At 65.0% G+C, this 23,126-nt stretch carries 19 protein-coding genes; 10 read left to right on the forward strand and 9 right to left on the reverse strand.

Annotated elements, in window-relative coordinates:
- Positions 1 to 263: 263 nt before the first annotated feature.
- Entirely contained in the window at positions 264 to 2,441 is a 2,178-nt protein-coding gene (katG, locus tag ACTIFE_RS19785) for a catalase/peroxidase HPI (protein WP_439530863.1), read from the reverse strand.
- Between the two features lie 169 nt (positions 2,442 to 2,610).
- Positions 2,611 to 3,471 (reverse strand): DMT family transporter, encoded by an 861-nt coding sequence (locus ACTIFE_RS19790; RefSeq protein ID WP_439530864.1) that lies wholly within the window; start codon positions 3,469 to 3,471, stop codon positions 2,611 to 2,613.
- Between the two features lie 418 nt (positions 3,472 to 3,889).
- Here ACTIFE_RS19790 and ACTIFE_RS19795 point away from each other — a divergent pair, with 418 nt between their 5' ends.
- The 4 genes from ACTIFE_RS19795 to ACTIFE_RS19810 all read left to right on the forward strand — a co-directional run bounded on the left by ACTIFE_RS19795 (position 3,890) and on the right by ACTIFE_RS19810 (position 7,085).
- Positions 3,890 to 5,257 carry a PLP-dependent aminotransferase family protein gene (locus tag ACTIFE_RS19795; RefSeq protein ID WP_439530881.1) on the forward strand — a complete coding sequence of 456 codons (1,368 nt, stop codon included), beginning with the start codon at positions 3,890 to 3,892 and terminating at the stop codon, positions 5,255 to 5,257.
- Between the two features lie 104 nt (positions 5,258 to 5,361).
- Complete coding sequence (locus ACTIFE_RS19800; protein ID WP_439530865.1) at positions 5,362 to 6,186, forward strand: META domain-containing protein; 825 nt, start codon at positions 5,362 to 5,364, stop codon at positions 6,184 to 6,186.
- Positions 6,187 to 6,510: 324 nt separating this feature from the next.
- Entirely contained in the window at positions 6,511 to 6,786 is a 276-nt protein-coding gene (locus ACTIFE_RS19805; protein WP_439530866.1) for a type II toxin-antitoxin system ParD family antitoxin, read from the forward strand.
- A gap of 101 nt (positions 6,787 to 6,887) precedes the next feature.
- Complete coding sequence (locus ACTIFE_RS19810; protein WP_439530867.1) at positions 6,888 to 7,085, forward strand: type II toxin-antitoxin system RelE/ParE family toxin; 198 nt, start codon at positions 6,888 to 6,890, stop codon at positions 7,083 to 7,085.
- A 361-nt stretch (positions 7,086 to 7,446) separates the two neighbouring features.
- Here the strand turns inward: ACTIFE_RS19810 and scpA are convergent, their stop codons facing one another.
- Positions 7,447 to 9,609 (reverse strand): methylmalonyl-CoA mutase, encoded by a 2,163-nt coding sequence (scpA, locus tag ACTIFE_RS19815; RefSeq protein ID WP_439530868.1) that lies wholly within the window; start codon positions 9,607 to 9,609, stop codon positions 7,447 to 7,449.
- A complete protein-coding gene (locus ACTIFE_RS19820) occupies positions 9,606 to 11,588 on the reverse strand; it encodes a methylmalonyl-CoA mutase family protein (RefSeq protein ID WP_439530869.1) in 1,983 nt (660 codons plus the stop codon). Before ACTIFE_RS19820 ends, scpA begins: the two co-directional genes overlap by 4 nt.
- Before the next feature lie 426 nt (positions 11,589 to 12,014).
- On the opposite strand from ACTIFE_RS19820, the gene ACTIFE_RS19825 reads away from it, so the two are divergent.
- Positions 12,015 to 12,716 carry a LuxR C-terminal-related transcriptional regulator gene (locus tag ACTIFE_RS19825; RefSeq protein ID WP_439530870.1) on the forward strand — a complete coding sequence of 234 codons (702 nt, stop codon included), beginning with the start codon at positions 12,015 to 12,017 and terminating at the stop codon, positions 12,714 to 12,716.
- 444 nt (positions 12,717 to 13,160) lie between these two features.
- On the opposite strand, the gene ACTIFE_RS19830 is transcribed toward ACTIFE_RS19825, so the two are convergent.
- Positions 13,161 to 13,568 carry a DUF4332 domain-containing protein gene (locus ACTIFE_RS19830; protein ID WP_439530871.1) on the reverse strand — a complete coding sequence of 136 codons (408 nt, stop codon included), beginning with the start codon at positions 13,566 to 13,568 and terminating at the stop codon, positions 13,161 to 13,163.
- A 54-nt stretch (positions 13,569 to 13,622) separates the two neighbouring features.
- A complete protein-coding gene (locus tag ACTIFE_RS19835) occupies positions 13,623 to 14,009 on the reverse strand; it encodes a Clp protease N-terminal domain-containing protein (RefSeq protein WP_439530872.1) in 387 nt (128 codons plus the stop codon).
- Between the two features lie 183 nt (positions 14,010 to 14,192).
- On the opposite strand from ACTIFE_RS19835, the gene ACTIFE_RS19840 reads away from it, so the two are divergent.
- From ACTIFE_RS19840 to ACTIFE_RS19855, 4 genes are all read left to right on the forward strand, one after another.
- Positions 14,193 to 15,743 carry a helicase HerA-like C-terminal domain-containing protein gene (locus ACTIFE_RS19840; RefSeq protein WP_439530873.1) on the forward strand — a complete coding sequence of 517 codons (1,551 nt, stop codon included), beginning with the start codon at positions 14,193 to 14,195 and terminating at the stop codon, positions 15,741 to 15,743.
- Between the two features lie 125 nt (positions 15,744 to 15,868).
- The gene (gene panB, locus ACTIFE_RS19845) at positions 15,869 to 16,729 is read left to right on the forward strand and encodes a 3-methyl-2-oxobutanoate hydroxymethyltransferase (RefSeq protein ID WP_439530874.1); all 861 of its coding nucleotides are present in this window, start codon (positions 15,869 to 15,871) and stop codon (positions 16,727 to 16,729) included.
- The gene (panC, locus tag ACTIFE_RS19850) at positions 16,726 to 17,577 is read left to right on the forward strand and encodes a pantoate--beta-alanine ligase (protein WP_439530875.1); all 852 of its coding nucleotides are present in this window, start codon (positions 16,726 to 16,728) and stop codon (positions 17,575 to 17,577) included. Before panB ends, panC begins: the two co-directional genes overlap by 4 nt.
- A gap of 166 nt (positions 17,578 to 17,743) precedes the next feature.
- Positions 17,744 to 19,132 carry a dipeptidase gene (locus ACTIFE_RS19855; RefSeq protein WP_439530876.1) on the forward strand — a complete coding sequence of 463 codons (1,389 nt, stop codon included), beginning with the start codon at positions 17,744 to 17,746 and terminating at the stop codon, positions 19,130 to 19,132.
- Positions 19,133 to 19,177: 45 nt separating this feature from the next.
- On the opposite strand, the gene ACTIFE_RS19860 is transcribed toward ACTIFE_RS19855, so the two are convergent.
- On the reverse strand, positions 19,178 to 20,566 hold the full coding sequence (locus ACTIFE_RS19860; RefSeq protein ID WP_439530877.1) for a TIGR03808 family TAT-translocated repetitive protein: 1,389 nt from the start codon (positions 20,564 to 20,566) through the stop codon (positions 19,178 to 19,180).
- 147 nt (positions 20,567 to 20,713) lie between these two features.
- Between ACTIFE_RS19860 and ACTIFE_RS19865 the strand changes: the two genes are divergently transcribed.
- A complete protein-coding gene (locus ACTIFE_RS19865; RefSeq protein ID WP_439530878.1) occupies positions 20,714 to 21,001 on the forward strand; it encodes a hypothetical protein in 288 nt (95 codons plus the stop codon).
- Here ACTIFE_RS19865 and meaB read toward each other — a convergent pair.
- Together meaB and ACTIFE_RS19875 are read right to left on the reverse strand one after the other, a co-directional pair.
- Positions 20,998 to 22,002 carry a methylmalonyl Co-A mutase-associated GTPase MeaB gene (gene meaB, locus ACTIFE_RS19870; protein ID WP_439530879.1) on the reverse strand — a complete coding sequence of 335 codons (1,005 nt, stop codon included), beginning with the start codon at positions 22,000 to 22,002 and terminating at the stop codon, positions 20,998 to 21,000. The two genes, ACTIFE_RS19865 and meaB, sit on opposite strands and share 4 nt — an antisense overlap.
- Positions 22,003 to 22,058: 56 nt before the next feature.
- A complete protein-coding gene (locus ACTIFE_RS19875; protein WP_439530880.1) occupies positions 22,059 to 22,670 on the reverse strand; it encodes a DUF1131 family protein in 612 nt (203 codons plus the stop codon).
- Between the last annotated feature and the right edge of the window lie 456 nt (positions 22,671 to 23,126).

Raw genomic sequence — 23,126 nt, forward strand, 5'->3', positions numbered from 1 at the left:
AATGCCATGATGGGACAAAAAAGGGACTTCAGCGATCAACCAACTTGACAGCAACCGATACAGTTGCTGGCCAAGCGAAGCGCCGAGCTGGGACCGGAGAGCCGAGGTCTCAATATTTCAATGGACTGTATCTGGAAAGCCCGGGCTCTCCGGTCCCGGATCTCCGCTTCGCTGCGTCCGGGATGACGATAGAGCGTTTGTCATCAACCACGCCGCGCCCTTGCGGGCGCGGCGTTCCTTGTCACGATCTGACCTTAAGCCACTCAGGCGGCGAGGTCGAAGCGGTCCGCGTTCATCACCTTGACCCAGGCCGCAACGAAGTCCTTCACGAACTTCTCCTGCGCATCGTCCTGGGCATAGACTTCCGCGTAGGCGCGCAGGATCGAGTTCGATCCGAACACCAGGTCAACGCGGGTCGCCGTCCACTTCACTGCGCCGGTCTTGCGGTCGCGGATCTCGTAGACATTCTTGCCGGTCGGGTTCCAGGTGTTGGCCATGTCCGTCAGGTTGACGAAGAAGTCCGTGGTCAGCTGACCTTCGCGGGCCGTGAACACGCCATGCTTTGCACCGGCGTAGTTGGTGCCGAGCACGCGCAGGCCACCGAGCAGCACGGTCATTTCCGCAGCCGTCAGGCCCATCAGCTGGGCACGGTCGAGCAGCAGCTCTTCCGGGCTGACCACGTAGTCCTTCTTCACCCAGTTGCGGAAACCGTCATGGATCGGTTCCAGCACCTTGAAGGAGTCCGCGTCGGTCATGGCGTCGGTCGCGTCACCACGGCCATCGGCGAACGGCACTTCGACAGCGAAGCCGGCAGCCTTGGCAGCCTTCTCGATGCCGACATTGCCGGCCAAAACGATGACATCCGCAACGCTCGCGCCGAACTCCGCCGCCAGCGGTTCCAGCACGGCCAGAACCTTGGCGAGACGTGCCGGCTCATTGCCTTCCCAGTCCTTCTGCGGTGCCAGACGGATGCGGGCACCATTTGCGCCGCCGCGCATGTCGGACCCGCGATAGGTGCGGGCACTGTCCCACGCGGTGGCAACCAGCTCGGCCACCGACAGGCCGGAGGCGGCGATCTTCGCCTTCAGCGCACCGATGTCGTAGTTCTTCGGGCCGGCCGGGATCGGATCCTGCCAGATCAGGTCTTCCTTCGGCGCTTCCGGGCCGATGTAGCGCGTGCGCGGGCCGAGGTCGCGGTGGGTCAGCTTGAACCAGGCGCGGGCGAACGTGTCCTTGAAGTACTCCGGATCGGCCATGAACTTTTCGCAGATGGCGCGATAGACCGGATCGACCTTCATCGCCATGTCCGCGTCCGTCATCATCGGCATGCGGCGGACGGTCGGGTCGGTGGCATCAACCGGCATGTGCTCCGGCTTGATGTTCACCGGCTGCCACTGCTGCGCACCGGCCGGGCTCTTGGTCAGCTCCCAGTCATAGCCGAACAGCAGCTCGAAGTAGCCCATGTCGAACACGGTCGGATTGGTCGTCCAGGCCCCTTCGATGCCCGAAGTCACGGCATCGCTGGCCCGGCCATGCTGGTTCGGGTTGGCCCAGCCGAGGCCCTGGTTTTCGATGCCGGCCGCTTCCGGCTCAGCGCCCAGCGCAGCGGCATCGCCATTGCCATGCGCCTTGCCGACGGTGTGGCCACCAGCGGTCAGCGCCGCGGTTTCCTCGTCGTTCATCGCCATGCGGGCGAAGGTCTCGCGCACCTGCGCCGCCGTTGCCATCGGGTCCGGCTTGCCATTGACGCCTTCCGGATTGACGTAAATGAGCCCCATCTGCACGGCGGCCAGCGGATTTTCCATCGTGTCCGGCTTGGACACATCGGTGTAGCGCTCATCGGAAGGCGCGAGCCACTTCTTCTCCGCGCCCCAGTAGACGTCCTTTTCCGGGTGCCAGATGTCCTCACGGCCAAAGGCGAAGCCGAAGGTCTTCAGGCCCATGTCCTCATAGGCCACGGTCCCGGCATAGAGCATCAGGTCAGCCCAGGACAGCTTGTTGCCGTACTTCTTCTTCAGCGGCCACAGCAGGCGGCGTGCCTTGTCGAGGCTGGCGTTGTCCGGCCAGGAGTTGAGCGGGGCAAAGCGCTGATTGCCCGTGCCGCCGCCGCCACGGCCATCGGCCAGGCGGTAGGAGCCGGCCGCATGCCAGGACAGACGGATCATCAGGCCGCCATAGTGGCCCCAGTCAGCCGGCCACCAGTCCTGGCTGTCCTTGAGCAGCGCCTTGAGATCCGCCTTTAGCGCGGTCACGTCGAGGCTCTTCACCGCCTCGCGGTAGTTGAAGTCCTTGCCCAGCGGATTGGTCTTGGTGTCATGCTGGTGCAGGATGTCGAGGTTGAGGGCATTCGGCCACCACTCCATGTTCGACGTGCCTGATGCAGTCAGGCCTCCATGCATGACGGGGCATTTGCCGGCCTTGCCGGTGTCAATCGCGTCCATTGTCCTCTCCGATCATCTGTGACCTTGCGCGCAGTTCCGAGGGTGTCGTCCCCTCTCGGTCCCAGCTCGATGCTGCACCCGAACCACGCCGCTCAGATGACACTACCCGTTTCTGCCGATCACCTTAAGTCGGAAGTTCCATTAGTTTCGATAAGAAAAACTGATCAATTCAAGCGAACCGCCGCGCTCCCGCCACACAAAGAACCACCACAAGCGTCACGGCGGCCATTTCAGGGCTCACCGCCTCGCCGAGCAGCAGTCCCGCCAGCAACAGCCCGAGGAAGGGCTGGATCAGCTGCAACTGGCCCACCGCCGCCGTCCCGCCGATGGCCAGCCCCCGATACCAGAAGATGAAGCCGATCAGCATGCTGAACAGCGACACATAGGCAAGGCCCATCCAGGCCGGAGCGCTCACGTCGCCAAACGTCTGGGGAAAGCTCAATGCGCCCGTCACCGCCATCACCGGCAGCGCCAGGAGCAGCGCCCAGCTGATCACCTGCCAGCCGCCCAGCCGCCGCGACAGTGTCGCCCCTTCCGCATAGCCAAGGCCGCAGACGATCACCGCCGCCAGCATCAGGAGATCGCCCTCGATGGCCCCGCCACCACTCTGCGTCAGGGCAAAGCCCGCCACCGCCAGACTGCCGAGACCGGAGAACAGCCAGAACAGCGGCTTCGGCCGCTCCCCGCCGCGCAGCACCGCAAACAGCGCCGTCGCCAGCGGCAACATCCCGATGAACACGATTGAATGCGCCGAGGTGATCGAGCGCAGCGCCACGGCGGTCAGCAGCGGAAACCCGACCACAACGCCGCCCGCCACCAGCGCCAGCGGCACGAGATCCGCCCGCTCAGGCCGCTTCTGGCGCAAAAGGATCAGCAGCATCCCACCAACCAGCGCCGCAATCACCGCCCGCGCCGAGGTCAGGAACACCGGCTCGAACCCCTGCACCGCCACCCGCGTCGCCGGCAACGACCCGCTGAAGATCACCACCCCCACAAGCCCGCTGCCCCAGCCTTCCAGTCCCATGCGCATGTCTGTGTCCTGTCTTATCGCAACTGCTTCAAGCCTCTGGAAAATCCCCCGCACCCCTGACGCGGGCGAGCCACGGGTCTCCCCCCACCCCTCACCCCTCCCCACGAGGGGGAGGGGGGCATTTGGCGCTGTGCCCTCGGGCTTGGATGAATAGGCACCGCCTCTCAGCTCCCCTCCCCCTCGTGGGGAGGGGTGAGGGGTGGGGGGCAACTCGGCAGGGTGAGTGGGGGTAACCCGGCCAGACCCGATCCACCTGTCCACCAACCGAAGCCCCAGCTCCCTGCCCCCCTTCTCAACGAACCATCCCCCCCAAGAGAACACCCCTCCCCCTTCCGCGACCAGACACAGACTGATACAATCCCATAAAACTGTACCAATATCAGAGGCCATACACTTGCAGAGCCGCACCGAAGCCGTGATGGCCGCCATCCGCGCGCGCATTGCCGCCCGCAGCCTTTGTCCCGGCGAGCGGCTGCCCTCGATCCGCCGGCTGGCCGAGACGCTTGCCGTCTCGCCGGGCACTGTGGTGGAGGCCTATGACCGGCTCGCCGCCGAGGGGCTGATCCGCGCCCGGCGCGGTTCCGGCTTCTTTGTCGCGGGGCAAGCCCTGCCGCCCTTGCAGCTGGCCGACCCGGCTCCGGCGGCGCGGGCGGTGGATCCGTTCTGGGTCTCGCGGCTGGCGCTGGAGGCCGATGACAGCGTGCCCAGACCCGGCTGCGGCTGGCTGCCGCCGGAGTGGATGCCGGAGGCGGCGCTCCGCCGGGGCCTGCGCCAGCTTGCCCGGGCAGAGACCGGCGTGCTCACCGACTATGGCGGCAGCCGGGGTTCGTCGCGGCTGCGCCGCCTGCTGCTCGCTCGTCTCGCGGAGGAAGGACTGGAGGTCGGCCCCGGCCAGCTCACGCTCACCGGATCGGGCACCGAGGCGCTGGATCTCGTCTGCCGGCTGCAACTGTCGCCCGGCGACACGGTGCTGGTCGATGATCCCTGCTACTTCAACTTCCAGGCGTTCTTGAAGGCGCATCAGGTGCGGCTGGTCAGCGTGCCCTACACAAGGACTGGTCCGGATCCCGCCGCCTTCGAGGCGATGCTCGCCGCCGAGAAGCCCCGGCTCTATCTCACCAATTCCGCCCTGCACAATCCGACCGGCGCCACCCTATCCCCGGCCGTGGCGCATCGGGTCCTGGTCGCTGCCGCAGCCGCCGGCATGACCATTGTTGAGGACGACATCTTCGCCGATCTGGAGCCGGAGCCCTCCGTCCGCCTCGCTGCCCTTGATGGCCTCAAGCGCGTGATCCGCATCGGAAGCTTTTCCAAGACCCTGTCCGCCTCGGTGCGCTGCGGCTACATCGTCGCCCCGCCGGACTGGATCGAGGCGCTCACCGACCTGCAGATCGCCACCCGCTTCGGCGGCCCCAGCCCGCTTGCCACCGAGCTGATCGCCGAGGTCCTGACCGGCGGCACCTATCGCAAGCATGTGGAGGACCTGCGCCGCCGTCTGGATCGCAGCCGCCGCGACGCCGCCCACGCCCTCGCCCGCCTCGGCTTCACCCCCGCCCTGATGCCGCGCGGCGGCTTCTACCTCTGGTGCCGCCTGCCGGAGGATCAATCAGAAACTCCGTCGGCCACCGCGCTGGCCGAACGCGCGCGGGCCAGCCTCACGCCCCTCGTCCTTGCCCCCGGCAACGTCTTCAGCCCCACCCGCACCGCCGACGCCTACATGCGCTTCAACGCGCCCCACACGCTGTTGCCGGGCGTGCTGGAGCGGCTGGCGGCGGTGATGGGGTGAGGGTTTCTTGGCCATGAACGGGCGATGAACGCCTGCCTCAGCGTAAATTCAATCGACGTCAGTACAGTCTTGGCGGACACTCACCTTCAACATGGAGCCGCAAGATGACCTTCCAGACCTTCAGGACCTTGATTGCCGCCGCCGTTGTCACTCTGTCCCTCGGCGCGCCCGCGATGGCCGACGTGGTGATCCAGTGGGCCTCGTCCAACAACAATGTAACGCTGCAGTCGGGCGGCATCCTCGCAGCCGTCGGCAACACGCGCAATGCGGCCCGGTTCGAGATCGTACGCCTTGAGGGCCGCCGGATCGCACTCCGGGCCAGCGACGGCAGCTATGTCCGCGCCGGGGTTGGCCAACAGACGCTGCTGGCCAGCGGCAGTCCGCATATCCGGGGTTGGGAGACTTTTGTCCTCGACAGCGCCGGCGGCGATACCTTCTCGCTTCGCTCGCAGCAGAACGGCAAGTTTGTCGAACTTGACGCCTCCGGCCGTCTCGCCGCCACCGCCGATATCCGCAATTTCCAGACCCAGTTGCGCCTCATCACTGTCGGCGAACGACCGCAGGCCCAGCGGCCGGAGCGGCCGCAGGTCGAATGGACGGGCACCTGGCGCCAGGTCTGGGTCACCACGCCCGACGGCCGCCGCCGCAGCGCCCCGCGCGGCACCGACGTCCGCTTTACCATTGCCCGCGACATGACCGTCTCCATCACGGCCGGCTGCAACACCATCGGCAGCCGCCTGACCCTGCGCGGGCAACGCGCGACCTTTGCACCCGCCATGATGACCCGGATGCGCTGCGACAACGTCCTGCAGCGCTTCGAGCAGCGTCTCGCCGGGGCCATGGAGGCAGTTCACAGCTTCGAGTATCGCGAAGGCCAGATCGCCTTCCTCAACGCCCGCGGCCACACCATCCTGCAGATCGCCCGTTGACCGCGCCCCTCTGCGCCGGGTTTCCTGCCTCCCTCCAGATCCCCATCATCGCTGCGTCATCCCCGCATTCGCGGGGATGACGCAGCGATGATGGCAATCGCTTCACGATCTCCTCGGCGCCGCCTCACCCTCTCCCGTCATCCCCGCCTTGTGCCACTGCTGTCCAGATACTTAAGCTGGACAGCAGTGCATTGGGCGCAAGATCAGTCCCGGCCCTTGCCAAGCGATTGCCCGGCAAAGCGCGGCGATGCCGCCATCCCCTTAGTCCCCGACCATGGCTAACAATATTTGTTAGACCTTGTGAGCCGTGGTAATGTTGAAGCCATGAAAACCAGCACCATGCGCACTCTCACCGTTTCCCTCACACCGCATCAGGCGGCGATGATGCAGGCCGCAGTCGAGAATGGCGGTTATGCCTCCAACAGCGAGATCGTCCGCGACGCCCTGCGCCTGTGGGAACAGCGCGAGGAGTTGCGTCAGCTTGAACTGGCTCGTCTCAAGCAAGCCTACGACGAAGGCATGGCCAGTGGCGCGGGGCGCGAACTGGATGGCATGACGCTGCTTAGTGAACTGAAGGCGGAAGCCCGCGAACGTGGCTAGGGCCGTCTTCAGCCCGCGCGCTGAGGCCGACCTCCGGGATATCTGGCGGGCCATTGCCACGGACAACGAGTGCCACGGACAACGAGCCTGCGGCGGACGCTTTGCTGCTTCGTATCCTCAATCGGGCCGAACTGGCCGCAACGCAGCCGCATATGGGGGCGGCCCGTCCGGAGTCGAGCGCAACGTCCCGTATCCTGATCGAGGGGCGCTACATTGTGATCTATGAACCCAAAGACTTCGGCGTGTTCGTGGTGGCGATTGTCTACGGCGCCCGCGACGCGGACACCTGGCTTGCCTGAAACAAGGACCTGAGAAAGACACCACGCGAGCGCTTCGCGCCCAATGCCTGCCACCCGACCCTCCCTGCCGTGCGCCACTCGCCTCCCCGGGCACAACCTCACCAAGCGCCGCCTCACAAAGCACCGCCCCACCCCCTCCCCGTCATCCCCGCCTTGTGCGGGGATCCACTAACCACCTGACTTTCTTGAATTATTCCCGCCGTCTCAGCCTTGAGCCGGGACCCGTTCCCCTGTCCGCAATTTCGCCAATTGCCAAACAACCGCGCCGGCCAACACCTGTCCGCGCCTACTGGATCCCCGCCTTCGCGGGGATGACGGCTGAGGGGCCACCAGCCCACCCGCGTCCGGTCCAGTTACTCCCTCACGCCGCTTCGCTCCCCTCATAGCCCAGCTTCGCGTTGAGCTTGGCAATCAGGTCAATCGCCGCTTCGGCGATGACGGTGCCGGGGGGGAAGATGGCGATGGCGCCGGCGGCATAGAGGGCGTCATAGTCCTGCGGCGGGACGACGCCGCCGACGACGATCATGATGTCCTCGCGCCCTTCAGCGGCGAGCGCCGCCTTCAGTGCCGGCACCAGGGTCAGGTGACCGGCGGCGAGGGATGAGACGCCGACCACGTGGACGTCGTTTTCCACCGCCTGGCGCGCGGCCTCTTCCGGGGTTGCGAAGAGCGGGCCGATGTCGACGTCGAAGCCTAAATCGGCGAAGGCGGAGGCGATGACCTTCTGGCCGCGGTCATGGCCGTCCTGGCCCATCTTGGCGACCAGGATGCGCGGCCGGCGGCCGTCGCTTTCCTCAAAGCGTTCAACGAGGTGCTGCACCCGCGCGACCTTGTCCGACATGGCGCCAGCCTCCCGCTTGTAGACGCCCGAAATCGAGCGGATCTCGGCCTTGTGGCGGCCGAAGACCTGTTCCATGGCGAGGCTGATCTCGCCCACCGTCGCCTTGGCCCGCGCCGCCTTGATCGACAGGTCCAGAAGGTTGCCGGCGCCTTCGCGGGCGGCCTCGGTGAGGGCGGCAAGGGCGGCCTCGGTCACCGCCGGGTTACGCTCGGCCTTCAGGCGCTGCAGCTTCTCGATCTGGCGGGCGCGCACTTCGGCGTTGTCGACCTTCAGGACCTCGATCGGCTCCTCGCTGACCGGCTTGAACTTGTTGACGCCGACCACCGTCTGCGCCCCGCTGTCGATCCGCGCCTGGGTCTTGGCGGCGGCCTCCTCGATGCGCAGCTTCGGGATGCCCTTCTCGATGGCCTTGGCCATGCCGCCGAGGCTTTCCACCTCGGCAATATGGGCGAGCGCCTTCTGGGCCAGGTCGTTGGTCAGCGTCTCGACATAGAACGAGCCGCCCCAGGGATCGATCACGGCGCAGGTGCCGCTCTCCTGCTGCAGGAACAGCTGGGTGTTGCGGGCGATACGGGCGGAGAAGTCGGTCGGCAGGGCGAGCGCCTCGTCGAGCGCGTTGGTGTGCAGCGACTGGGTGTGACCCTGGGTTGCAGCCATCGCCTCGACAGAGGTGCGGATGACGTTGTTGTAGACGTCCTGGGCAGTCAGAGACCAGCCGGAGGTCTGGGAATGGGTGCGCAGGGACAGGGATTTGTCGCTCTTTGGCGCGAAATTCTCCGCCATCAGCTTCGACCAGATCAGGCGCGCCGCGCGCAGCTTGGCGACCTCCATGAAGAAGTTCATGCCGATGGCCCAGAAGAAGGACAGGCGCGGCGCGAACTGGTCGATGTCCATGCCGGCGGCCACACCGGCGCGGGCATATTCGATGCCGTCGGCAATGGTGTAGGCCAGCTCCAGATCCGCCGTCGCCCCGGCTTCCTGCATGTGATAGCCGGAGATCGAGATGGAATTGAACTTCGGCATGTTCTGCGACGTGTATGCAAAAATATCCGAAATAATCCGCATCGAGGGGGCTGGAGGATAGATATAGGTGTTGCGGACCATGAACTCCTTCAGGATATCGTTCTGGATCGTTCCTGAGAGGAGGTTCTGGGCAACGCCCTGTTCTTCGGCTGCGACAATATAGAGCGCCAGGACCGGCAGGACCGCACCGTTCATGGTCATGGATACGCTCATCTGGTCCAGCGGAATGCCGGAGAACAGCGTGCGCATGTCGAAAATACTGTCGATGGCAACGCCCGCCATGCCGACATCGCCGGCGACACGCGGGTGGTCGCTGTCATAGCCGCGGTGGGTGGCAAGGTCGAAGGCGACCGACAGGCCCTTCTGCCCGGCCGCCAGATTGCGCCGGTAGAAGGCGTTGGAATCCTCCGCCGTCGAGAAGCCGGCGTACTGGCGGATGGTCCAGGGCTGCTGCACATACATGGTCGGATAGGGCCCGCGCAGGAACGGCGGCAGGCCGGGATAACTGTCCGCATGGTGCAGCCCGGTAATCGCATCCGGGCCGATAACCGGTGCAACATCAATGCCTTCCGGCGTGGTCCAGGTGCTGGCAGAGGCCGGATCCGCCGGACGGGAGACAGCTGGCAGCGGCAGGCGGGAATAGTCCGGAATGCGGCTCATGACAGGCTCTCCCCGGCTTCAGGAGCGGCAAGGCCAAGGCCGAGCCTTGCGTGAATGTCTTTCAACAGATCAAGGACATCGCCGCCTTCATAGAGGAAGGACGTGACGCCGGCCGCGCGCAGGCTCGCCTCCAGCTCGCCCGGCTTTCCGGCCAGCAGCAAGGTCTCGGCTCCCGCCGATTTCAGGGCCTCCGCTGCGGAAATTGCGCTTTCAGCGTAGATCCGGTCGGAGGAGACCAGACAGGCGATGCGGGCACCGCTGGCCGTGAAAGCCCTGGCAAGCGCTTGAATATCCTGCGTTTCCTCACCGCCGGGCGTGCGCAGGCCGCCGGCTTCCAGCACGTTGCGGGTCCAGGTGGCGCGGGCGGTGAACTGCGCCAGCGGTCCAAAGGTCGCCAGAAACACGGCTGCCTGCCGGGGATCGACCACGGCGGCCGCATCGCGCAGCTTTTCGTAAGGTTCTGCAATACGATAGACTGGCAAGGTCTCGATCCGCAGCGGCTCGACCGGGGGGCGTGAAGCGGTGATGTCGATCAGGTTCGCCCCTTTCTTCAGAGCTTCCGTAACAGCGCTCAGCAGTTCACCTTTTCCCGGCACCGGCAAGTCGATGTGCTGGAATGCCGGAAAGACATCATCGGCCTCGGCGGCCAGCACGCGGACCGGGGCTTCGGCGATGTTGGGGAAGGTGCTGACGCCAGTGATCGGCAGGCGCCCGGTGGCGATGCGTTTGTCGCGCGCGGCCCGCGCCTCGCGGGTAAGTCGCTGCGGCAGACCGGATTTCAGCGCCGCGATCAATCCGCCTTCGGCTTCGATCGCCTGGAACTGGGTCCAGGCCGCAGCGGCCAGCTCCTCGGTCCGCGCCTCGATGGCACCGGAACCGGCACCCGGATCGGCGACCCGGTGCAGGTTGCTTTCCTCGATCAGGATGACCTGGGTGTTGCGCGCCACTCTGCGGGCAAAAGCGTCTGGAAGACCAAGGGCTTGCGTGAAAGGCAGCACGGTCACGCTGTCGGCCCCGCCAACACCGGCGGCAAACGCGGCAACGCTTGTGCGCAGCATGTTCACGTAAGGGTCGGCGCGACTCATCATCCGCCAGGACGTTTCCATATGGAGATTGGCCGGAACATCGGGCAGGCCGGCAGCCTGCAGGACAGCGGCCCACAGCCGCCGAGCAGCGCGCGCCTTGGCGATGGTCCCGAACTGGTCAGCCTCAGCCACCAGTGTCAGGCCGACAAGCCGTGGCAGCGCGGTGTAGTCGACACCGGCAAGCTCGAGGTCGCGGAAATAAGTGACCGTCGCCGCCAGCGAAAGCGCCAGTTCCTGCGCCTGCGTCGCACCCCGGTCATGCCACAGCCTGCCATCGGCGTTGAGGATCGATGCGGTCAGGCGGCGATCCTTGCAGAAGCCGACCAGATCCAGCATCCGGCGCTGCAGCATGGCAATATCGCTGCGCAACACTCCCGTATGTACCAGCTTGCCGATATAGTCGCTGTTTGAAACGACATGCAGGCTGGCCGGATCGTAGCCGCGCTTCTCTGCATGTGCGATCAGCAGCGCAAGGGCGGAGGAAGTTTCGTATCCTCCGTCCAGCCGGATCTCGACAAGATCAAGCATGACCCCCTCAAGGAGACGGTCGAAAGCGCCGATGTCCTGCCCGGCAATGCCGAAACCGCGCGCATGCGACGAGGAGGCGAGGACAAGGTCCAGACCATCCGCACCGCCCTCAAGATCCGCCAGAAGCAACTCGTTGGCCACGGCAACATCGGGATGGTCGACCCGCTGGATGATGCGCCAGGGCTGACTCGCCGCCCGTCCCTGCTGTGGCTGGACATCCTTGCGGCGCGGGTAAAGCGGGGCGACAGACAACCCGTCTTCCGTGCGCGAGGTCAACCGATCGCGCGGGGCGCCTTTCAGCGCCCGGTCCACCGCTTCAAACCAGCGGCTTTCGTCCGCCGCACCGTCAGACTGAGGTTCTGCCACTGTCGTCCGCTCCTTGCATTCCAGCTTTTATTCCACCCCGAACCGAATGGTGCAAGTTAGGCAAAAGGGGGGAGCGCCGGCCATTTTCCACAGACGCAACCCAGAGACGTACCAATTGGTATTGTCAAATTCCGCCATAGAAGTCTCAAAAATTGGCGGGATTTGGCAACATTGTTCGACATAATACGGTTGGTATTTTTATGGTTTATGCGATAGAACAAAAATTGCCGCAACGGCAAGCCTCGAAGTTGCAATGGAACCGACAACAAGTCTGGTTCGGTGCAATGGGGCACACAGGTTCGGGTAGCCGCCCATCATAACAACACGGCACCAGAGCCTGCGACCTCATCGGGGTCAACCCGCCTCTTCCGGGAGGCGAAACAACACAAGCAGCCTTGAGCTGCGGATAAAAATGGATGTGCACACATGTTGGATGAAGCTGAACTCAGCACGCAGTTGCGTACAATTTCCGAAGCCGGGTCCGCCCAGCTCGTTCTCGACATTCTCGAAGCCAACCTGCGCCGCGTTGGCGCGACCCATGTGCTGGTCACTGGCCTGCCGATGCCCAAGCGGCCGATCGAGAGCCTTGTCCAGCGCATTCGCTGGCCCGACACGCGGGGCGGCAGCACCGACAATGTTTCGTTGACTGCCGGCGACAGCGCGCTGTTTCTTGGCCTTGCCTCAAACCGCGCCTCGGTCTGGACTGTGACGGCAGGCGACATGGAGCACTCCAAGCTGCTCGCAGCGACGGGTGAAGGCACCCAGATCATCATCATTCCGGCCACTGCGCTGCATCCCTTCCAGGCGTTTGCCTATTGCGCTGGCCCCAGCCTGAAGACGGACAAATACACGCTCGCAGCGCTGGAACTGCTGACAGACGCAGTGTTCGTCAAGCTCCAGGACATGGGCGTCGTCACCGCACAGCGCCCCGGCGCGTTGTCGGTTCGCGAACGCAAGGTCCTTGAACTGACCGCCTTCGGCAAGACCGCAAGCGAAATCGCGGAACTGCTGGATATCTCGCAGCGCACGGTTCACGCCCACCTGCAGAACGCCAGCGTCAAGCTGAATGCAACGAACAAGACCCACACGGTGGTCGAGGCGCTGCGCTACGGCCAGATCCGCGTCTGACGGCCTTTTCCGGTCAGATCTACACTTGTCGAGGCCTGCGGTTCGCCGCAGGCCTTTTTCATTCGGGACAAGCGATCGGAAGCGGAGCAACGGCCAGCGCTGACGTGGGGCGCCGGCCCGACTGTAGAGCGAAACACCGGTGAAGGACAACGAGGCTGCAGAGGCCTCTCGGTCTTGGAGGGCTGTCCCAGCCATGTGCCGGTCATCGCTGGGAGGAGGCCCTCCTCGCACTGGATGTGAAAGCCGGTTTGCAGGCGCTCAATAAATAAAATCAAGTGGTTACTGGATCCCGCTTTCGCGGGGATGACAGGGAGAGCGAGAGGGGAGACTTGGGCAGTAGCCTTGATCGGTTTGCGGCCACGCGTCCTCGGTACTTTTCATTGAACCAACAAAAAGGGCCCGCGGTGCCGCGAGCCCTGGGTCGGATTGCTGCTCGCCGCGCGGTCAGTAGGTCATGATCGCCGGAAGCACCTTGGCTTCCTCGACCCATTTCTCGACCATCTTTTCTGACGGCACCTGACGGACCAGCTTCTTGGCCTCGTTCACTTCGGCCATCTTGGCGGCAAGATTGGCCGGGACGCGGTGCTTGAGTTCCTTGACGGTATCGACGCCGGCGGCTTCGAGCAGCTCGGAATATTCCTCGGCGACGCCCTTGATCCGCATCAGGTCGGACATGTTGGCCCATTTCAGGATGCGGCTGCCGTCGATGCCGGTTTCTTCCGCCAGTGCCTTGCGGCCCTTCGGGTCCTTGGCACGATCCAGCAGGTCGTCCGTGGTCTTGATGCCAATGCCGTTGAGCTTTTCAGCATAGACCTTGCCAATGCCTTCGATATCAATCACCGGATACGCCATTCCACATCCTCCATTGAGCCTGATGGGCCCTGCCCCACCAAGGCAGATTAGCGGTCACACCAGCTGATTCAATCCCGGAATGCGGGCGATCGCCGCATTGACGACGTCTTCGCCGGCGTGTTCGCGAGCAAAGCCGATGATCTCCTGCGCGACAGTCTTCACCTGCGCAAGGTCGAGGCCGGCGTTGGAAAGTTCGTTCAGCGTCGCCATTGCGCCCATCGAGCCGCCCATCATGCCGGCGATGGAGCCGAACAGGCCGCCGGCCTGCTGCTGGCCTTCGGCCATGATGGCCTCGGCGCCCGGCAAGGCATCGATGATCTGGGGCACCAGATCCTGCGGACCGTCCTTGGCGAGAAACCGCAGGATGATGCCGATCGCCGAGCGGGCGGTGTCTTCATCAATACCGGCGGCGGTGATGATGCGCGCTGCGAGTTCTTCCATTCGGGTCTCCTGAAGCTTTTGACGTCGTGCTATGTCACGTGTGACACCGGTGGCCATGTCTATACACACCAGTGAGATCGCACGTCGATGACAGCTTTGCCAACCGGCGCTGCTGGCTTATCACTTGGTGCAGGGATTTTGGTGCAGAGATTTTAATGCCGGGACGATCTGGGAGTTCGGGATTTGAGCGAGAGCATTTTCATCGGTGGAAGCGGCAAGGACGAAGTGCTGAGCCTGAAGCTGGCCAACCGCCACGGCCTCATCACCGGGGCTACCGGCACCGGTAAGACGGTGACCCTGCAGATCCTGGCCGAAGGCTTTTCCAAGGCGGGCGTGCCGGTGTTCTGCGCCGATGTGAAGGGCGACCTGTCCGGCATTGCCATGCCGGGTGACCCGAAGGACTTCCTGCTCAAGCGCGCCGAACAGATCGGCATTGCCGACAGCTATGACTTCGAGGGCTTCCCGACGGTGTTCTGGGATCTGTTTGGCGAGCAGGGCCACCCGCTGCGCGCCACGGTGTCCGAGATCGGGCCGCTGCTGCTCGCCCGCATACTGGATCTCAACGACACCCAGGAAGGCGTGCTCAACATCGCCTTTGAACTCGCCGATGACGAGGGGCTGCTGCTGCTCGATCTCAAGGACCTGCGGGCGATGATCGCCCATGTGGGCGAGCGGGCGCCGGAACTGTCCAAGGTCTATGGCAATGTCTCGGCCGCCTCGGTCGGCGCAATCCAGCGGGCGCTGCTGGTGCTGGAGCGCGAGGGCGCGGACCAGTTCTTCGGCGAGCCGGCGCTGGACATTGCCGACTTTGCCCGCACGACGCGGGACGGACTTGGCATCGTCAACATCCTGGCTGCCGACAAACTGATGCACTCGCCGCGGCTCTACGCCACTTTCCTGCTCTGGATGCTGTCGGAGCTGTTCGAGGAGCTTCCCGAGGTGGGAGATCCGGAGAAGCCGAAGCTGGTGTTCTTCTTCGACGAGGCGCATCTGCTCTTCACCGAAGCCCCAAAGGCCTTGCTGCAGAAGGTGGAGCAGGTGGTCCGCCTGATCCGCTCCAAGGGCGTCGGCGTCTATTTCGTCACGCAGAACCCGCTCGACGTACCGGACACGGTGCTGGCGCAGTTGGGCAACCGGGTGCAGCACGCCCTGCGCGCCTTCACGCCGCGCGACCAGAAGGCCGTGCGGGCGGCGGCCGAGACGTTCCGGCCCAATCCGGATCTTGATACGGCGCAGGTGATCACCGAACTGGGCGTCGGCGAGGCGCTGGTCTCGACGCTGGAGGGCAAGGGCATTCCCTCGGTCGTGCAACGGACTCTGATCCGCCCGCCCGCCTCGCGAATGGGGCCTGTGACGCCGGCCGAACGACGCGACTGCATCGAATCAAGCCCGATCTATGGACTGTATGAACGCACCCGCGACCGCGAATCCGCCTACGAGGTGCTTCTGGAGCGCGCCCGCAAGCAGCAAGAGCGGGAAGAGGGCGAACGCGGACGCGAGGCTGACGAGGAAGCCCGCAGCGGCACCCGGCGCACCCGCAGCGGCTTCCAGGTGCCGGATTTCGGCCGCGACGACACACGCGGCCCCTCCCGCGAACCGGCGCGCCGGCCTCGGGCGTCCAGCCGCGACAGTGTGGTTGAGGCAGGCATGAAGTCGGCCGCGCGCAGCCTCGGCTCCTCGCTCGGCCGGGCGCTGGTGCGTGGTGTGCTGGGCTCGCTGAAGCGCGGGTTCTGAGGCGAACGCTGGGCTGAAAATCCAAGCCAGCTCACCTTTGCGCGGTGCACAAGGAACTTCGCATTTGCGAGAAACTATGCAACATCCCCTTCCGGGCGCGGCAAGACGCCCGGGAGGAACTGACCATGAGTGCTTCGGCTTCCGTTAAGTCCGTGACGCCGCCGATGGTGGAACGGCGCAAGGGCGGAACACCGCTTGTCTGCCTGACAGCCTACACCACCCCGGTGGCGGCAATTGCCGACCGGCATTGTGACATCATCCTCGTCGGCGACAGCGTCGGCATGGTGCTGCATGGCCTGCCCTCCACTCTGGGCGTGACGCTCGAGATGATGATCCTGCATGGCAAGGCCGTGCGGCGCGGCGTCGAAAAGGCGCTGCTGGTCGTCGACATGCCCTTCGGCACCTATGAGGAAAGCCCGGAACAGGCCTTCCGCACTGCGGCGCGCCTCGTGGCGGAAACCGGCTGCGCGGCGGTGAAGCTGGAAGGCGGCGTGACCATGGCCGAGACCATCCGCTTCCTGACCCGGCGCGGCATCCCGGTGATGGCGCATGTCGGGCTGACGCCGCAGGCGGTCAACAGCTTCGGCGGATACAAGGTGCAAGGCCGCGGCGAGGATGGGGACAGGATCCTGGCCGACGCTCGCGCCGTTGCTGAAGCCGGTGCGTTTTCGGTGGTGCTGGAGAAGGTGCCGGATGCCCTCGCCCGTCGCATTACCGCTGAAGTTTCCATTCCAACCATCGGCATCGGCGCTTCGCCTGCTTGTGACGGGCAGGTGCTGGTCATCGACGACATGCTCGGCATGTTCACGGCCTTCCGCCCGAAATTCGTCAAGCGCTACGCCGAGCTTGGCCACTCGGCCGAGGCAGCCGTTGCCGCCTATGCCGAGGACGTGCGCGCCCGCGCTTTTCCTGCGGCCGAGCATGTGTTTGGCGATGGTGCCGACCTCTCCAGCCTTGCCACCTCGAAGCCGGAAGGTGCCGAATGACGACGATCCTGCACAGCCGCGCGGAGCTGCGCGCGACGGTAGACGCCTGGCACCGGGACGGTCTGCAGATCGGCGTTGTGCCGACGATGGGGGCGCTGCACGAGGGGCATCTGGCCCTGGTGCGCCGGGCGCTTGAAGAGACCGACCGGGTGATCGTGACGATCTTCGTCAACCCGAAGCAGTTCAACAACGCCAGCGATCTATCGACCTATCCGCGCACGCTGGAAGCGGACACGGCCAAGCTGAGACCGTTGGGAACGCATGTGGTCTATGCACCGGGGGTGGAGGATATCTATCCGGCCGGCTTCGCCACCAATGTCTCGGTGAGCGGGGTGAGCGAGGGCTTGTGCGGGGCGCATCGCCCGGGGCATTTCGACGGCGTTGCCACCGTCGTCGCCAAGCTGTTGCTGCAGACCGGAGCCGACAAGGCCTATTTCGGCGAGAAGGACTTCCAGCAGTTGCAGGTCGTGCGCAGGCTGGTGGCAGACCTGGACATACCGGTCGAGATCGTCCCCTGCCCGACTGTGCGCGAGGCCGACGGCCTGGCCATGTCCTCACGCAATGTGCGCCTGTCGCCGGAAGACCGGGCCGTGGCGCCGAGGCTTGCGGCCATCCTGGCCCGGACCGCAGACGCGCTGGCGGGCGGCGCGGCGGCCGCACCGCTGCTGGCTGCGGCAACTGCCGACATCCTGGCGGCCGGCTTTTCCGAGGTCGAGTATCTGGAGTTGCGCGCCGAGGATGGGCTCAGCCCGCTGGGGCTGGCCGACCGCCCAGCCCGGCTGCTGGTCGCCGCCTGGCTGGGCGGTGTCCGGCTCATCGACAATATCGCGGTCGCTCCGGCAAGCTAGCCGCAACGGCCTGTTTACCGATGCAAGGACGGTGCTTTGGCCGCTTGCCCGGAGCGGCGGATGGCGGCATTCTGCGGCCAGCCGGGGAGCCTGATGCTCCCCCCGCCCTGCCTTGCCCAAGACGCCTCACCGGCGGGGGCATTCTCAAAGCCCAGGAGCTTATCCGTTGAGCCAGATCGACAAGGTTCTCGCCCGCATTGACGCGGATCTCGATAACGCGCTTGCCCGCCTGTTCGACCTCATCAAGATCCGCAGCATCTCCACCGATCCGGCCTACAAGGCTGATTGCCGTCAGGCTGCCGAATGGCTGGCCAAGGAACTGACCTCGATCGGCATCGAGGCCAGCGTGCGCGACACCGCCGGCCATCCGATGGTCGTCGGCCACGCCAAGTCCGGCAAGCCGGGCCCGCATGTGCTGTTCTACGGCCATTATGACGTGCAGCCGGTCGATCCGCTGAACCTGTGGGAAACCGACCCGTTCGAGCCGCGCCTGGTGACGCGCGATGACGGGTCGAAGATGATCGTTGCCCGTGGCTCGGCCGACGACAAGGGTCAGCTGATGACCTTCGTCGAGGCCGCCCGCGCCTATATCGCCGAAACCGGTGGGCTGCCGATTGATGTCACCGTGCTGTTCGAGGGCGAGGAAGAATCCGGTTCGCCGTCATTGCATCCGTTCCTCAATGCCAACAAGGACGAGCTGACCTGTGACCTGGCGCTCGTCTGCGACACCAGCATGTGGGACAAGGACACGCCGGCGATCTCCATCATGCTGCGCGGCATGGTCGGCGACGAGATCATCGTCAGAGCCGCCAACCGCGACCTGCATTCGGGCAGCTATGGCGGGTCGGCGCAGAACCCGAACCACATCGTTGCCAGCATCATCGCCGGCCTGCATGACGAGACCGGCCGCATAACCCTTCCGGGCTTCTATGACGGCGTGACCGAGCTGCCGGAGAGCCTTGCGAAGATGTGGGCGGAGCTGGGCTTCTCCGTCGAGGAATACCTTGGCGAAATCGGCCTCAAGTATCCGCGCGGCGAAAAGGGCCGCTTGCCGCTGGAACACATCTGGACCCGTCCGACCGCCGAAGTGAATGGCATGTGGGGCGGCTACCAGGGCCCGGGTTCAAAGACCGTGATCCCGGCCGAGGCCCATGCGAAGTTCACCTTCCGTGTCGTCGGCGAGCAGGACCCGGAGAAGGTGCGCGCGGCCTTCCGCACTTATGTCCAGTCCAAGATCCCGGCCGACTGCACCGTGGAGTTCATCGCCAAGGACGGCAGCCCGGCGCTGTCGCTCGACCCGACGATGCCGGCGGTGGCCAAGGGCCAGGCGGCGCTCGAAGCGGAATGGGGCAAGCCGGCGGCTCTCATCGGCATGGGCGGCTCGATCCCGATCGTCGGCGACTTCAAGCGCATGCTCGGCATGGATTCGCTGCTGATCGGCTTCGGTCTTGAAGACGACAAGATCCATTCGCCCAACGAGAAGTACGAGCTGCGCAGCTTCCACAAGGGCATCCGCTCCTGGGCCCGCGTGCTGGCGGAACTCGCCAAGGGCTGAGGACAGCACATCTCAAGATGGCTGCTCCCGGTTTTCCGGGAGTGGCTAACTTGCCGGGCGCACCACATTCCCTGAAATCGTCAGATGGGCCGGTGCCGCGGCCCCGCCTGCGAGATCACCGGTGACCGGATCGCGCCAGCGATACCCGACAATGGCGGCGTCCCGGTAACCAGAGAAAATGTTGCCACGGATAACGGTTGTACCGGATCCCTCGACGACACTGACAGAGAGGGCTGTGCCGCTGTCGCGCACCACATTGTCGGCAATCACCACATCGCGCAGATACGGCCCCCAGCCGGCCATGATGCCGAACCGGGGCGCGTTCTCAATGACATTGCTGGTAACCGTCGTGTCCGCCTCCACGTAGATGCCGATACCTTTGCCGGCACCTCCCTGTTCCGGATAGGGACTTTTCACAGAGAGATTGCGCACCAGATTTCCCGAGACAACCGCCATGCGGCCGCCCGACAGGAAGTTGGCGACCGAGATCCCGATGGTGGCCCCGTCGACGATGTTGTCCGAGATGATCGCTCCCTCGAACTCGAACTCGCTGTAGATGCCGGTTTCACCGGACCGCAAACAGGAATTCCCGATGATCTGGATGTTGGAGGCGGTGTTCGCCCGGATGGCGGAGAAGGCGCAGTCGGTGACCCGGTTGCCGGTAATCATCACGCCGCCCGCGCGAAAGACATTGATGCCATTGCCGTTCTGACCGGTCCCGCCGGCCCGCGCCGCAATGCGCTCGATGCGATTGCCCCGGATCAGTGTGCCATCTTCGGCTTGTGTCCAGCGCATCACCAGGAGACCGGCGTTGGCGCAGTCGGTGATGACGTTCTCGGCAAAAACGAGCCCACGCGCCTCGACTGACCGGATCCCTGCTTCCGCTGCTCCGGAGATCAGGCAGCGCTCGACGTGACCAGCACAGCGATCCGTCGCCAGACCGGAGCGGCTCGATCCGGTGATTTCGCAATTGACGAGGCTCAGGTGATCAACGTCGATGAAATGCAGCAAGCCAAAGGCGTTCTCGTTGATCAGCTTGTTGGCCCCGTCGAAGACAACGCCATCGAGACCGATGCGCGAGGCCCCTTCGGCGGTGGCCAGCACACCGCCGCCGCCTTGATAGACGAGCCGGGTGCGGCCGGGGACGCCGACGATCAATGTCCCTGACGGCAGGCGCAGATTGGCAACCGGATAGGTTCCTGCCGGCAGGAACAGGGCGCGGCCCTTTTCGACCGCCCGGTTGATCGCGCGCTGCATCTGGGCGCTCTGGTCATCGGTGCGGTCAGGCAGCACGCCCAGATCGGCAGCATCGATGGTTCCGCGCAGATCGGCAACGCGGGTCTGGGCAACTGCAGCCGTCCCGGAAAGACACAGGGCGATACCCGCCAAAAAGTGGCGTCGGCTCAGATCTGGCAAGATCGGGCGGGTTCCCATCCGTGTGATGTCCGGCTTTCGTATCGATGCGGCACAGGGCAGCGCGTAGAGACTCCCGGAAAGCAAGTGGCATGCCGGTTGATCCGTCTCAATGCGGATCCCTCCCGTTGCGTCAAACTGCTCAGATCAGGACAGAGGAGACTTGCCATGATCAGCCTGACCGATTGCATCGCGCTCTGTGGTCTGGACGAGGCAGAGGTTCGGGCCCTGGCCGAACACGAACACTTGCCGGAGATCGCCGCAGCAGCGCTCGGGGCCTATCTGCTGCATCTGCCGCATGGGGCGGAGAAGGTGCAACAGATGATCGAGGAAGATATCCGCGACGCCCTCGACCGGGGCGACCGGGCGCATGCACGCGACCTGTTCATGGCACTGCGGCATTTCCTGAAGGAACACGGGCCGGCGTCACGGACAGGCGGACCGAAGGCGCTCTAAAGCCCCATCAGACCGGCGATATCCTCGACAGCGGCCGATGCGGGGACACGTCCCTCGCGGACGTCGGCTTCCAGAGCCTTGATCCGGGCCGCGCGGGCCGGTTCGCGGGTCAACGCCTCCATTAGGCGCTGCTGCAGCATGTCCCACATCCAGGCGACCTGCTGGCTGGCGCGGCGGCTGGCCCATTCGCCGGTGGCCTGCATCTTCGAGCGGTGCAACTCCACTTGCGCCCACATCTCTGACAGCCCCTCATTGGCCAGGCCCGAGATGGTGACCACAGGCGGCGACCAGGTTGGTGAGCGCGGGCTGAGGATATGCAGGGCGCTGCGATAGTCCGAGGCGGCTGAACGGGCGCGCATAGCCCCCTCCCCGTCCGCCTTGTTGACGGCGATGAGATCGGCAATCTCCAGCACGCCCTTCTTGATGCCCTGCAATTCGTCGCCGGCGCCCGGCAGCATCAGGACGAGGAAGAAATCAACCATCTCGGCCACGGTCGTCTCGGACTGGCCGATGCCGACCGTTTCGACCAGGATGACATCAAAGCCGGCCGCCTCGCACAGCAGCATGGTCTCGCGTGTTTTAGCTGCGACACCGCCCAGCGTTCCGGCCGAAGGCGACGGCCGGATATAGGCGCGCGGATCCACCGCCAGCTGCGCCATGCGCGTCTTGTCGCCGAGGATCGAGCCGCCCGTGCGGGTGGACGACGGGTCGACGGCCAGAACCGCGACCCGGTGACCGGCTGCCGTCAGGTTGCTGCCCAGCGTGTCGATGGTGGTGGACTTGCCGACGCCGGGAACGCCCGTGATGCCGACGCGATGCGCCTTGCCGGTGTGCGGCATCAGGCGCGTCAGCAGGGCCCGGGCGACATCCCTGTGCTCGCGCTTGCGCGATTCGACCAGCGTGATGGCGCGGGCGAGCGTTGCCCGGTTGCCGGCGAGAATGCCGGCGGCCAGGTGTTCGGGATCAAGGCTGGCGCTTGGGGCTGCAGGCGAAGCGGTCATGCACAAGGCTTAGCCGATTGCGTAGCGCACGTCATCCCGGTGAAAGGTTGGATCAATCAGGAGGCTGGCGTCCACAGAATGCGCTGGATGGCTGCGCCGCGCAGCTGGTTGTCCGGCGGCAGCTGGTCCCACGGACCGGTGAACTGCGGAATGGCATAGACGAGCTGCACATTGGCAACGCCGCGCGCCGAACAAATGGCCATGCCGCGCCACAGCTCCTTGCCGATTCGGCAATCGGACCGCCGTGTGCCCACCTCGGCAAAGGTCATGCCGATGCGCTCGCCGTTCGGACCGGAGAGATGATGGGTGACGCCATGCACGGTCCGGATGCGGCCATCGCCGCTTTTGAAGATCTGCAGCACCTGGAAGCCATCCGAGTTGAACGCGCCGATGGCGTTTTCTGTCGTCATCTCGACGGCGGTCTGGATGCTGTCGGTGGTAAAGCCAGGCAGGGCCGCCTGGATCGCCTTGGAAGAATAGGGGGTTGCCGCATTGATGCCGCCGACGCCCTGTCCGGTGATCTGCACCAGCGTCACATTCGACGTGCGCACGGCAGCCGGAACGACTGAGGTGACGGACGACGTGGTCTCGACAAAGTTCGAGGTCTGGGTGCAGGCAGGCAGCAATGTGGCAAGGCCAAGTGCGGCGATCAGGGACACAAGACGCATTGGCAGGATGACTCCGGAGACAACAACAGGGGCGAACCGGCTTGATCCGGTTCGAGAGCTTAGCCAGCACGGAAGTGTCAGGCAAATGGGGCGTGGCTGCGGCAGCGGGGTATCGCCGCGCGGCCACCTTCAGCGGGCAGGGTTAACACGAGGTTTCCGGATGCCCACCTGCCGGGGCAGGGCTATCACATATGAAGTCTGGCACCTAATCGATGTCAGGGACTGGGCCTAGAATCAAACCCTGTCGGGGCCTCTCCGCTCCCCTCCCACTCGTGGGGAGGGGTTTGGGGGTGCGGGGAGCGGACTAAAATCCAGGTTTCACGTTCCTGACTAGGTGTACTTCAGACACTTTGTGATCTGACGGCCTCCCGTGGCCCCCCACCCCTCCCCACGAGGGCCTGTTGCGCAACAACGGCTTTGCTGGGCGCGGGAGTTTGGAACGGGGTTTTTTGCCCC

Source organism: Pannonibacter sp., from assembly GCF_051860505.1.
Lineage (GTDB): Bacteria > Pseudomonadota > Alphaproteobacteria > Rhizobiales > Stappiaceae > Pannonibacter.